Genomic DNA, 12,783 nt, shown 5'->3' on the forward strand with positions numbered 1-12,783 from the left:
CATGGGGCTGGCATGTCTCTTTAGGACAGACATTATGACACAGCATGGCATTTCAGCTCGCCGTCGGCTCAACTTTTCCGCTATTTCCCACCATGCCCTGATCTGGGGCAGCCTGATGGCGGGCGCATGCCCGGCGGCTTTGGCTGATACGGTTGCAGAGCGCGCCAGAAACCACCCGTCTGTTTGCCATGCCACGCACAGGGCACCGCGTCCTGTGCATTGCGGGGTATCGCGCCGCGCCGATAAGCCTTTGGTGCAGTCTGCGAAAGCTCCTCTCGCGGCCTCTGCTCCAGCGCCTGTCGCAGCCGCGTCTCGCTCTTCCGAAGATCTGGATGCTGCGTCAGACGAAAATATTCAGGTTCTGGGCACCAACCACACCTATACGGCACCCGCTGTTGAAGTCTGGGGGAAAAGCCCCGTGGCGCTTAAGGACGTGCCGCAGTCGATTTCGGTCATCACCCAACAGCGTATGGAAGATTCCAACATGCTGACGATGGCGGATGCGATGCGGCAGATCAACGGAATCCGGGTCTTTCCGGGTTCTACGGCCAATTCCAATTATTATTCACGCGGATATCAGCTCACGACGTCCATTGATGGCACGCCCAACGCTGCCGGGACGCTGAATAATGCCACCTTTGACCTGTCGATGTATGACAGGATCGAGGTGCTTCGTGGCTCTTCCGGCCTGTTGCAGGGCGGGGGCGGCGCGGGTGGTGTGGTCAATCAGGTGACGAAGAAACCCGGGATGGACTTTGCCGCGGGCGGATCGGTCAGCGTGGGCAGTTTTGATAATTACCGGGTGGATACGGATATCACCATTCCGCTGAACCACTCGAAAACCGTGCGCTTCCGGACGGCGGACCTGTATCAGGACAATCATTTTTTCTACAAATATTCCCACTCGCGCAAATGGCAGGCCTATGGCGCGCTGGAATGGGATGTCACGCCCACGACGACGTTTATGGTTTCCCATGCTGCCCAGCAGCAGGATATTACGGCGCCCTATTATGGTCTGCCTCTGACCACGGCCAATACCCTGTGGTCCGGTAGCCGGGATGCGAACCCGAGCCAGAGCTGGGGGTATTCGAATTACATGACGCAGCAGACGATTGCGTCCATCACCCAGAAGCTCTGGGGCGACTGGACGGCGACGGCGCGCGCCACGTTCTATGACCAGGACTATAATATTTTCTACAACGAGCCCTGGAACAAAATGAATCCTGCGACCGGAACGCTTCAGTACCGGGATCAGGGGATCTCCAAATATAAAGGCTCTAATACGTCCCGCTCCGCGGATGTGTATGCACAGGGCAGTTTCAAGCTGCTCAACCGGACGCATCACGCGTTGTTCGGGTTCAACTACAATTCCTACGAGCAGATCACGCAGTATGCGAACGTGAACTGCAACAATATTTACAACAATATTAGCCTCGAAAACACCAATGCCGTCCCTCAGCCTCCGGCAAGCTGCTTTGATTACAAGCAGAATGCCGATGGATACGGGACGGACGACTATGCCTATCAATGGGGGTTCTATGGTCAACTCCGACTGGAAATGATCCGGCATCTCTCCCTGATTCTGGGCGGTCGTGTTTCACGCTACTATGAAAAACTTCAGGACATTTCTCCTGCACCGAAGGGGGAATGGGTCAATCAGGCCGATCTGCGCGGGCAGCTTACCCCCTATCTGGGCACGGTGTATCAGATGACGCCGAACATCTCCTGGTATGCCAGCTATGCCAGCATTTTTACGCCTGCTGTCGGCAAGCAGAGTTATCGTGGCGGTGGTTTGGCGCCACAGGAAGGCAATCAGGTCGAGACCGGGTTCAAGGCTGAATATTTTCATGGACGCCTGAACCTCTCATCCGCGCTGTTCCGGATGGAAAGTATCAATCAGCCGGTGCAGGACCCATATCATTCACTGTACTACATCACGACCGGCCCGATCCGCCGTCAGGGCTGGGAAGCGCAGGTCGATGGTCAGATCCTGCCGGGGCTGGATGTGTCGATTGGCTATACCTATCTGGACACGAAGGTCTCAAATGCGAAGGTCAATGATTTCGGGGGTGTTTTCTCGCCGCATCACATGTTCAAATCCTGGGTGCATTACAATGTGCAGGATGGCTTTCTCAAAGGTCTGAATGTGGGGGCGGGGATTGATGCGAACAGCAATCTGCGCGGCAGTTACGCCACGACCATTCAGGGTGGTTACATGACTCTGGATGCGATGGCGGGGTATCGCTTCAACCGCCATCTGCGCCTTCAGTTGAATGCGACGAACCTGACCAATCGGTATTATTACGAGCGGGCCAGCGGTCAGTGGCAGTTCAATTTCCCCGCCGCTCCGCGCAGCTTCATGGCCACACTTCGTGCAAACTACTGACGACGCAACCCCGCCGCATTCCCTTGCGGACTGGAAAGTTCTCTTTCCTTACTGGAGGTCCGAAGAGAAGTGGTGGGCCTGGTCTCTTTTGGGCGGGACCATCGGGCTGTCCGTGCTTTACGTTCAGTCCGCCGTCTGGTTCGGGGCGTGGTATCACCGGTTTTTCGATGCGTTCTTTGCGGGAGAGGTCGGGCGGTGTCTGGGGATGCTGCCGTTCTATCTTCTGGTGACGCTCGGTTCTGTCGTGGTGCATGCGACGCAGACTTATCTGACGCAGGTTCTCTCGATGCGCTGGCGTCTATGGAACACAAAGGTCTATCTGCGGCAGTATCTGTCGGAAGAGGCGTATTACCGGCTCGAACATGGCCCAAACCGGGCGGACAACCCGGACCAGCGTATTGCGGACGATCTGTCACAGATGACGGTCCAGACGCTCAAGCTGGGTCTGGACGCCATTGATGCGGTGACCACGCTGCTGTCTTTCGCGGTCGTTCTGTGGAACATCGGGGGGGTATTGTCTTTTGACTGGCATGGCCGTCATTTCCAGATCCCCGGCTATCTTTTTCTGGGCGCGGTTCTCACGTCGTTGGTGGCTTCCGGGATACTGGAGCGGTTCGGCGCGCCGTTGATCGGCGCGAATTACCGGCAGCAGCATTTCGATGCCGATCTGCGTGCCGGGTTGATGGATGTTCGGCGTAATTCCGAACAGATCGCCTTTTATAGGGGCGAAAATGCAGAGCAGTTACGACTGTCCGGCTACCTGACGCATATCGCCACGAACTGGCGCAGCGTTGTGCGATATACGTGGCGGGTTAATTTCATCAGCGAGTTCTATACCGGAGTCGCAACGATACCGCTGTGGCTGATGTTGGCTCCAAAAGCCATGGCCCATGCCCTGAGCTTCGGGCTCTATTCGCAGATCAATTCGGCCTATACGCAGGTGCGGATCAGTCTGGAATGGTTCATTTTCAACTATGCCGATCTGGCCACCCTGCGCTCAGTGCTTCAGCGTCTGGGGGAGTTCGAGCGGGTTGTCAGCCAGTCTTCTGAAAGCGGAATTGTGCGTTTCGCAACAGAAACGACTGCCGTGCAGATCCGGGATCTGGTCCTGAACCTGCCGGATGGAAAGCCGATTGTGCAGATTGGCGATCTGACGATGCAGGGCGGTGAACGCTGGCTGGTTCGCGGACCGTCCGGTTCGGGGAAAAGCACGTTCCTGCGGGCGCTGGCCGGGCTGTGGCGACATGGGCGGGGGGAAGTCTCTTTCAACATCCGGCAGGCCATGTTTTTGCCCCAGCGCAGCTATGTTCCGTCCGGGACACTGCGTGAGGCGCTGAGCTATCCCGCAACATCCGACCACTATGACACCGCTTCCTGCCAGCAGGCTCTGGAAGCCGTCAATCTGGCGGGATACGGCCATCGGTTGGACGAAACTGCGGACTGGGACGCGGTGCTGTCTCCGGGCGAGCAGCAGCGTCTGGCTATGGCGCGGGCATTGCTATTCCGGCCTGCAATCCTGTTTCTGGACGAGGCGACGTCTGCTCTGGATGCCGCCAATGAGCGCCGTCTTTACGAGGCCCTTCTTTTCTTCTTGCCCCACACCACATGCATCAGCGTTGCGCATCATGATGCGCTGCGTGTTTTTCATGATCGCGAGATTGTTCTCGGGAGTGGAAAAGCTGCTTTTTCTTTACTTGAAAAATAGGGGTATGGGGTATATTTCTTGCGGAGCTTCCCTTCCGCTTCCTTAGCCGACAGGACCCTTTCCAGATGTCAGAAACGATCAGTTTCCCCGTCGGCGGCATGACCTGCGCCGCCTGTGCCGCGCGGATTGAAAAAATCCTCAACCGTCAGGAGGGCGTTAGCGCGACCGTTAATTTTGCTTCCGAACGCGCGCAGGTTGCTTTTGAAAATACGGCGTCTTCCATTGAAACTGTTGTGGCTGCCGTGCGCCGCGCGGGCTTTTCCGTGGATGAACAGAGCCTTGATCTGTCGTTGTCCGGCATGACCTGTGCGGCCTGTGCGGCACGGATCGAAAAGATCCTGAACCGGCAGCCTTCCGTGCAGGCGAGTGTGAATTTCGCGGCCGAGCGGGCGCATATCAATTATATTCCGGGCGTGGTCGAACCGGCGGATCTGATCGGAAAGATCGAGAAGGCCGGATTTGGCGCAACGCGGCTGGACGAGGGCGACCGCGAAGATCCGAAGGCCAAACGTGCGGCCATCTGGAAGCGGGAGCGCAACCGGTTCATCCTGACGCTTGTTCTTTCGCTGCCGCTCTTTGCCGAGATGATCGGCATGTTTTTTGGGCGCATGATCGTACCGGTTCCGGTGCAGTTCCTGTTCGCCACGATCGTGCAGTTCGTCTGCGGGGCGCATCTGTATCGCAGGGCGTGGAATGCAGTGCGTGGCGGTTCGGCTAATATGGATGTGCTGGTCGTGCTGGGGACGTCCATTGCATGGCTGTTCAGTGCGGTTGTTGTGGTGTTCGGGCTACATCAGCATGTCTATTTCGAAGCCAGCGCCTCCATCATCACGCTGATTTCGCTCGGCAAGCTCATGGAAACGCGGGCCAAGAACCGCACCAGTGCCGGGATTGAGAGCCTGCTTCAGCTTCAGCCGCAGATCGCGCATGTCGAGCGTAATGGCGTGATCGTGGACCGGGCCGTGGCGGACATGCATGTCGGCGATATTTTCGTCGTGCGTCCGGGTGAGAGCGTGCCGGTGGACGGCGAAGTCCTTGAAGGGGCGTCCGAAGTCAACGAGGCCATGCTGACGGGTGAGAGCGTGCCGGTTCTCAAAGAAGCCGGACAGGACGTGTTTGGCGGCACCATGAACGCCAATGGGGCGCTCCGCGTCCGGGCCACGGGGGTTGGCGCGGATACCGCACTGGCGCGGATCGTGAAAATGGTCGAGCAGGCGCAGGGCTCCAAGGCGAATGTGCAGCGTCTGGCCGATCGGATTTCGGGTATTTTCGTCCCGGCCGTTATCGGGATTGCGGTTCTGACGTTTCTGATCGGCTGGGCTGTGACCGGATCTGCGGTCTGGAGTCTCGTTTCTGCCGTGTCTGTTCTGGTCATTGCCTGCCCGTGTTCGCTTGGTCTGGCCACGCCGACGGCCATCATGGTGGGGACGGGACGGGGCGCACAGTCCGGCATTCTGTTCCGCAACGCTGATGCGCTGGAGCGGGCCGAAAAGCTGAAAACCATCATTGTCGACAAGACCGGCACCCTGACTCTGGGACGCCCGACTGTTGCGGCGGTTCATCCGGCGGACGGGGTTCTGGTGGATACGCTTCTGGGGGTGGCACAGGCGCTGGAGCATAATTCGGAGCACCCGCTGGCCCGCGCCATCGTGGATTACACGCAGAGCCATGGTGTCAGTGCGTCTGTCGCAGCAGAAGGGTTTGAGGCTGTTCCCGGCAAGGGCGTTATTGCGCGGATCGATGGGCAGGAAGCGCGACTGGGCTCACCCGTGTTCATGCAGGACAGCGGGCTGGATCTGTCGTCCCTGCCGGTCGCAGCGCTGGAAAGCGAAGGCAACACCGTTATCGCCGTGGCGCAGGCAGGTCAGGTTCTTGGGATCATCGCGCTGGCGGATGAACTGCGGACCGATGCTGTGACGACCGTGCAGGCCCTGAAAGCGCGGGGCATCCGTGTGGTGATGCTGACGGGAGATAATGAACGCGCGGCGTCTGTGGTGGCCCGACAGGTTGGTGTGGATGAGTATCTGGCGGGGGTTCTGCCGGAGCACAAGGCTGAAGGCGTGGCGAAATACCGCGCTCAGGGTGATCTGGTCGGCATGGTCGGCGATGGCATCAACGATGCGCCTGCGCTTGCGGCGGCGGATGTCGGATTTGCCATTGGGGCCGGATCTGCCGTGGCGCTCGATACGGCGGATGTCGTATTGATGAAAAGCGAAATGAACGGGGTGCTGGACGCAATTTCCCTGTCCAGCGCCACGCTGTCCAAAATCCGGCAGAACCTGTTTTTCGCCTTCATTTACAACATTCTGGGTCTGCCGCTGGCGGCGTTCGGCATGTTAAACCCGATCGTAGCAGGGGCGGCCATGGCCATGAGCTCCGTCTCGGTGGTCAGCAATTCTCTGCTGCTCAACCGCTGGAAACCTTCCGGCCGTCAGGTCTGAGGGCGGCTGCTCCGGGTTACTGGACCCGGAGTGGCAGGCGTCTTCTGGCGAAGTCGAGCATGGCTGTGGCACCATGCTCCCACAGGCCCAACGGCTCGCTGCTACCGATATGGCCCGCAGCGCCGGCTTCCAGAAAATCCGACTGCCAGTGTCCGGCCAGTTCGCGCGCGCGGAGCAGGGATAGCCAGGGATCGTTGCTGCTGGCCATGACGGCTGTGGCGGCGGGAAGGGGTGTTCCGGGCAGGGGGCCGAACGCCCGGATGAGGGCGACGTCCGGATGTGTCGTCTGGTCGATATCGGCCGGGGCCACCAGAAAGGCTCCGGCAACACGGCGTCCGCCATGACGTGTCAGCCATTTTGCCGTCAGTACTGCGCCGAGGCTGTGTGCGATCAGGAAAACCGGGCGTGTCGAGGCTTCGAGTGCCGCCGTCAGAGCGGTCTCCCAGTCTGCGGGATCGGGTGTTTCCCAGTCTTTCTGATGGAGGCGACGCAGGCCATAAGCCTGTTCCCAGTGCGTCTGCCAGTGATCCGGGCCTGAGCCGAACAGGCCTGGCACCAGAAGCAGATCGACCTGCTGTCCGAGCGTGCGGAATGCTCTGGCGATGCGGGGCTGCGCCGTCCCGGAAAGACCATGCGAGGCCCAGGCGGGGTCAAAAGATGTGGGACGGCCGGAAAACAGGTTCATGACGTTATCTCCTCTCAGCCCTCCCGATTCTTTTGCAAGAGACCGGAACAGGATTTGATTTAATAACGAACATATATGAATATTAAATAAAATAACTTTATAAAAAAGTTATTTTGCGGACGTCAGGATAGCCCGTCGAAAAGCTGTGTGGAGAGATAGCGTTCTGCGAAGGACGGCACGATGGCCACGATCGTTTTGCCTCGGTTGGACGGCTTGCGGGCCAGTTCCATCCCGGCAAACAGCGCAGCACCTGCCGAAATTCCGATGGGAATGCCTTCAACGGCGGCACAGAGGCGCGCGGTGGCGACAGCTTCCTGTTCCGAGACTTCGAACACGCCGTCCAGCGCCTTGAGGTCCAGCGTATCGGGTTCGAAGCCCGGCCCGATGCCCTGAATACCGTGTGGTCCGGGCTCGTCTCCGTGCAGGACTGCGCTTTCGCGCGGTTCCACGCCGTAGATCTTGATGGATTTGCGATGTTTTTTCAGGCCGTGGGCAATACCGGAGGCCGTGCCGCCCGTTCCCAGACCCGCGACGACCATATCGACCTTGCCTGCCGTATCTTCCCAGATTTCCTGAGCCGTCGTCTCTTCATGCACGGCGGGATTGGCGTCGTTTTCAAACTGGCTCGGCATCCAGGCGTCGGGGAGGGTGCGGTTGAGCTGTTCAGCGCGTTCAATCGCACCGGCCATGCCGCGGGAGGCAGAGGTCAGTTCGGTTTCCGCGCCCATCAGGCGCAGCATTTTGCGACGTTCGGTCGACGCATTTTCCGGCATGGTCACGATCAGCCTGTAGCCAAGCGCCACGGCGGCAAAAGCCAGCGAAATACCGGTATTGCCCGATGTCGGCTCGATCAGGACCGTGCGGCCCGGCGTAATCAGGCCGCGCGCTTCGGCATCCCGCAGCATGGCCACGCCGATGCGGTCCTTGACGGAACCGAGCGGGTTGAAAAATTCCAGTTTGAGGAGCAATCGCCCGTTGAGATGCTCACGCTGGGTCAGGTGAGGCAGCGCGACCAGCGGGGTGCCTCCTACCGTTTCCAGGAAAGAATTGAAAACGCGTCCCCGGGGGGCTGCATAACCTTCGAACGGGGCGGGGGACAACGGAACCTTCTTGCTCATGACTGTCACTTAACATGGAAAACGGGGGGAAGGGCAGACGGTAAATGAAGGGCTTGCGACAACATATAAATAACTTAATTAAAACGTATTTACTGATATCACATCATGTTCATACGTTATATGTTGACGCTGCGTGTCTGGGTGTCGTATTCGACATTCTGAAGTGACGTCCACAGCAACAGGGCCAGTCGGTCGATGATGTGTCGAATGTGTAGCTCGCAGCAATCGCGCTGCCTTTTTTCAGGTCCGGAGGCATTTGCCTCCGGCATGTCATAACGCCCGACACTGAATTGTCGGGCTCTTTCTTCAGGGTCCGGCATCATGCTTGGTTCAACCATCATCGAAATCAACGGAGTCTTTCTCGGCGCGGCCATTCTGGTCAGCAGCAGCGGGAAACGGCGCTTTTATGCCGCGCATGACAGCGTGCGTGCGCTCCATAATGAACTCCTTCCCGATCTGGGGACGCTCCAGCAGCGTATCCGCCTGCATGTGCGCAAACCGGCCCTCGATCTCGCCTGATTGCGAAGAGCCTCTTCTGTCCGGGTGGTTTCGTGCTGTAGAACAGGAAACAACGCAAACCGGAACGAATGGGAGCAGGCGTGGAAGGAAGTTACCGGCGGGTTGTCCGCGCTGTTCTGACGCGTCGTGACGGTGCTTTTGCGGCCCTGCTTCTGGCTTTCATCATTGTCGCCTGCCTGTCCGCCCCGCTTTACGCCACCCTGAACGGCGTCGATCCGTTCTCGTCCGATATTGCGGGCACCACGATCCGTAATGGACAGCGCGTCGATCTTATGCAGCCGAATGACAATCCGTTGCATCTGGGTCTGAGCCCGATTGGGCCGGACTGGCGGCCGGGGCCTTATGTGCTGGGCGCGGATTCGCAAGGGCGGGATGTCGCGGCGCGTGTGCTTTATGGTGGACGCAATTCGCTTCTGATCGCGTCGGCCTCAGCTGTGTTCTGTCTGTGTCTGGCGGCGTGTCTGGGGATTTGCGCGGGATATTTTGGCGGTTGGATTGACCTGATCCTGTCGCGTATTCTGGACATGCTCTGGGCGATCCCGGTCTATCTGTTTGCGATTTCACTGTCCGTCGTCACGGTCGGGCATGGCATCCGGCTTGGGTTCATCACTATCGGCGCGGATAATCTGCTGATACCGATCGGAATTATTGCGCTGGTTTATGTGCCCTATGCCGCGCGGCCTTTCAGGGCGCGGGCGCTGAGTCTGTCTCAGGCAGGGTTTGTGATGGCGGCGCGGGGGATGGGCGCGTCGGATTTCCGTATTTTGTGGCGGGAGATCCTGCCAGGGCTGATGCCGACCATGGCCGTGCTCGCGCCTCTGGTGATGGCGTTGTGCATGCTCGCGGAATCCGCTTTGTCGTTCCTGTCGCTCGGCGTGCAGGCTCCAGCGGCGTCGTGGGGAACGATCATTCAGGATGGTGAAGGGCTGCTTTATACGCGGCCTGTGGTTGCCATTGCTCCGGGCGTTGCGATCGTCCTGACAGTTCTGGCGCTAAATGTTCTGGGCAATGCGCTGCGGGATCAGATTGATCCGAAAGGTGCGGCCCGATGATCCGGAGTTTTGCCTCACGGACCGGGCAGATGCTGCTGGTCATTTTCGGGATTTCGGTTCTGGTGTTCTGCATTTTCTTTGCGACACCGGGTGCGGACCCAACGGCGCGCATTGCAGGGCGCGGGGCCAGTCCGCAGGTCGTGGCGCGCATCCGGGCGGAGTATGGTTTCGATCGTCCGCTGCCGGTGCAGTATGTGACGATGATGCAGAAGCTGTTCGTGAGCCGGGACCTGACGTCCTTCGTCAATCACGGTCAGCGCGTTGTGCCCGAAGTGTTGCAGGCGGCGCCGGTGACGCTTTCGCTAGTGCTATGGGCGGCATTTTTCTGGGTCAGCGGGTCATTGGTTTTCGGGATTGCTTCGGCGGTCTTGCGCGATAGCTGGGTGGACCGGCTGCTGATGGTTCTGGGGCTGATTGGCCTGTCCATGCCGGTGTTCTGGCTGGGCGAGGTCGTCAATCTCGTCACGCAGAGCCGCTGGCATGACACGTTTCTGTTCCGTTGGGTGCCGCCGCTCGGATATGTGCCGTTTTCGCAGAGCCCGTGGGGCTGGGCGAAGGCGCTGTTCCTGCCATCCCTGACGCTGGCGGTGTGTTTTATTGGCCTTTATGCGCGGGTTCTGCGGTCCGAACTTTTAACGGCGATGGGCGAGGATTCCATCCGCACGGCGCGCGCCAAGGGGGCAGGACCGGTGCGAGTGTGGCTGTGGCATGGTCTGCGGCTGTCATGGCTGAGCTATGTGTCGCTGTTTGGGCTGGATTTCGCGCAGCTTCTGGGGGGCGGAGCGCTTCTGACGGAAGTCGTGTTCGCCATGCCGGGCGTGGGGCGGCTGACCTATCAGGCGCTGGCGACGCTCGATCTGCCGCTTATCATGGCGACGGTCATGTATGCCGCCGTTTTCGTCGTCATCGCCAATGCGCTGGTGGACGGGCTTTATGCCCTGCTGGACCCGCGGATCAGGGAGGGACGGCATGGAGGCTGAAGTGCTTCTGAAGCTGCATCACCTGCATCTGGAACTGCCGAACGGGACTGCGCTTCTGGAAGACGTTTCCCTGAACGTGCGGCGCGGGGATGCGCTGGGCGTGGTGGGGGAATCCGGATCGGGGAAGAGCCTGACTGCCATGAGTGTCATGGGGCTGCTGCCGGGTCTGAAGGCTTCGGGCTCCGTTCGTTTCGAGGGGCGTGAACTTCTGGGAATGAAGGACCGGGAGTGGCGGCGTCTGCGTGGTGCGGGCATGGCCATGATCTTTCAGGATCCGATGACGGCGTTCCTCCCGGTCCGTTCCATCGGCTCGCAGATTGATGAACAGATCCGCCTGCATGAGCGCCTCAGTCGTCGTGAGGCGCGGGCGCGGACCGTGGCTCTGCTCGGGCGGATGGGAATGCCTGATCCGGAAACCGCAGCGACGCGCTATCCGCACCAGCTTTCCGGCGGTCTGCGCCAACGCGCCATGATCGCGATGGCGCTGTCCTGTGGTCCGTCGCTTCTGATCGCAGACGAGCCGACCACGGCGCTCGATGTCACGGTGCAGGCGCAGATTCTGACGTTGCTGTGCGAAATCCGCGATAGCGGAGCGGGTGTCATGCTGATTACGCACGACATGGGCGTCGTGGCGCAGACCTGCACACATGTGGCGGTCGTCTATTCCGGGCTTGTGGTGGAGCAGGGTCCGGTTGCGGCCGTCATGGCGCGGCCGTTGCATCCCTATACGCAGGCGTTGCTGGAGGCGATCCCGCCATTGGATGGTCCTAGACCTGATGAACTGCCCACCATTCCGGGGCGCCCCCCGGCTCCGGATGCGCGGCCGGAGGGCTGTGTTTTCGCGCCGCGCTGCCGGTACGTCCGACCGGACTGTGCCGTGCGCCCTGCGTTGCGGGAACCGGAAGAAGGGCGGCGCGTGGCCTGCGTGCTTTACGACGCATGACTGTCCTGCTTGAAGCGAAAAACCTCAGCAAACACTATCGTCTGTCGCAGGGGGATACCCTGCGGGCCGTGAGCGATGTGTCGCTGGTCGTACATCGCGGGAAGGCTCTGGCGCTGGTCGGAGAGTCCGGCTGTGGCAAGTCCACGCTGGGCCGCACGCTGATCGGGCTTGGAGCGCCGAGTTCGGGCGAGGTGTTCTTTGAAGGCGAGCGGATTTCCGGCCTGTCGGACCGGGCGCTGCGGCGCTGGCGGCCGCGGATGCAGATGGTGTTTCAGGACTCGTCCTCGACGTTCAATCCACGCCGGACCATTGGTGACACTCTGGCGGAGCCAATGCGGATCCATGGGCGGACCGGCATCGCCGAGCGGATCGGGACGCTGCTGGAGCAGGTTGGTCTGTCGTCGTCCGTCCTGTCCCGGTATCCGCATGAGTTTTCGGGTGGGCAGCGGCAGAGGCTGAACATTGCGCGGGCCTTGATGCTGGGGCCGGATCTGCTGGTGGCCGATGAGCCGACATCCGCGCTGGATGTGTCCGTGCAGGCGCAGATCGTCAATCTGCTGCGGGAATTGCGCAATTCGTTGGGTGTGGCGTGCGTGTTCATCTCCCACGATCTGGCGGTTGTGCGGCAGATGGCGGACCGGATTGCCGTTATGTATCTGGGGCGGATTGTGGAGGAAGGGGATGTGCTGGCGGTTCTGGAAGCCCCGGCCCACCCTTATACGCGGGCGTTGCTGAACGCGGTGCCACGCCCGGACCGGCCGTTGCCTCTACCGCTCAAAGGCGACGTGCCGAGCCCGATCCGTCCGCCGCAGGGCTGTGCGTTTCATACGCGCTGTCCGCTCGCTCAGCCGCGCTGTTCTCAGGAGCGCCCGGAACTCCACAGGATCGCGGAAGGCCGGACGGTCGCCTGCCACTATCCCCTGCTCTAAAAAAGGCAATGCTTCGTTCCGATCT

The 12,783-nt window shown here is 60.1% G+C and carries 10 protein-coding genes; 8 read left to right on the forward strand and 2 right to left on the reverse strand.

Annotated elements, in window-relative coordinates; translation table 11 throughout:
• Positions 1-34: 34 nt before the first annotated feature.
• The 3 genes from JK176_RS10150 (at position 35) to JK176_RS10160 (ending at position 6,532) form a co-directional block, all read left to right on the forward strand.
• A complete protein-coding gene (locus JK176_RS10150; protein ID WP_249194422.1) occupies positions 35-2,386 on the forward strand; it encodes a TonB-dependent siderophore receptor in 2,352 nt (783 codons plus the stop codon).
• Positions 2,373-4,091 (forward strand): ABC transporter ATP-binding protein/permease, encoded by a 1,719-nt coding sequence (locus JK176_RS10155; protein WP_211587713.1) that lies wholly within the window; start codon positions 2,373-2,375, stop codon positions 4,089-4,091. Before JK176_RS10150 ends, JK176_RS10155 begins: the two co-directional genes overlap by 14 nt.
• A gap of 65 nt (positions 4,092-4,156) precedes the next feature.
• Positions 4,157-6,532 carry a heavy metal translocating P-type ATPase gene (locus tag JK176_RS10160; RefSeq protein WP_211587714.1) on the forward strand — a complete coding sequence of 792 codons (2,376 nt, stop codon included), beginning with the start codon at positions 4,157-4,159 and terminating at the stop codon, positions 6,530-6,532.
• 16 nt (positions 6,533-6,548) lie between these two features.
• Here JK176_RS10160 and JK176_RS10165 read toward each other — a convergent pair whose 3' ends face one another.
• Positions 6,549-7,217: an alpha/beta hydrolase gene (locus JK176_RS10165; protein WP_211587715.1), complete on the reverse strand. Its 669-nt coding sequence runs from the start codon at positions 7,215-7,217 to the stop codon at positions 6,549-6,551.
• Positions 7,218-7,339: 122 nt separating this feature from the next.
• Entirely contained in the window at positions 7,340-8,335 is a 996-nt protein-coding gene (gene cysK, locus JK176_RS10170) for a cysteine synthase A (RefSeq protein WP_194262678.1), read from the reverse strand.
• A gap of 321 nt (positions 8,336-8,656) precedes the next feature.
• Here cysK and JK176_RS10175 point away from each other — a divergent pair, with 321 nt between their 5' ends.
• The 5 genes from JK176_RS10175 (at position 8,657) to JK176_RS10195 (ending at position 12,758) form a co-directional block, all read left to right on the forward strand.
• On the forward strand, positions 8,657-8,854 hold the full coding sequence (locus JK176_RS10175; protein WP_062029912.1) for a hypothetical protein: 198 nt from the start codon (positions 8,657-8,659) through the stop codon (positions 8,852-8,854).
• Between the two features lie 68 nt (positions 8,855-8,922).
• Positions 8,923-9,906: an ABC transporter permease gene (locus JK176_RS10180; protein ID WP_211587716.1), complete on the forward strand. Its 984-nt coding sequence runs from the start codon at positions 8,923-8,925 to the stop codon at positions 9,904-9,906.
• Complete coding sequence (locus JK176_RS10185) at positions 9,903-10,886, forward strand: ABC transporter permease (RefSeq protein WP_194262680.1); 984 nt, start codon at positions 9,903-9,905, stop codon at positions 10,884-10,886. The genes JK176_RS10180 and JK176_RS10185 overlap by 4 nt, the downstream gene beginning before the upstream one ends.
• Positions 10,876-11,829, forward strand: coding sequence for an ABC transporter ATP-binding protein (locus JK176_RS10190; protein ID WP_211587717.1), 954 nt, complete (start codon positions 10,876-10,878; stop codon positions 11,827-11,829). The genes JK176_RS10185 and JK176_RS10190 overlap by 11 nt, the downstream gene beginning before the upstream one ends.
• On the forward strand, positions 11,826-12,758 hold the full coding sequence (locus JK176_RS10195) for an ABC transporter ATP-binding protein (protein ID WP_211587718.1): 933 nt from the start codon (positions 11,826-11,828) through the stop codon (positions 12,756-12,758). The genes JK176_RS10190 and JK176_RS10195 overlap by 4 nt, the downstream gene beginning before the upstream one ends.
• Positions 12,759-12,783: the final 25 nt, after the last annotated feature.

The sequence above is a fragment of the Gluconobacter sp. Dm-73 genome (assembly GCF_018256215.1).
Classification (GTDB): domain Bacteria; phylum Pseudomonadota; class Alphaproteobacteria; order Acetobacterales; family Acetobacteraceae; genus Gluconobacter; species Gluconobacter cadivus.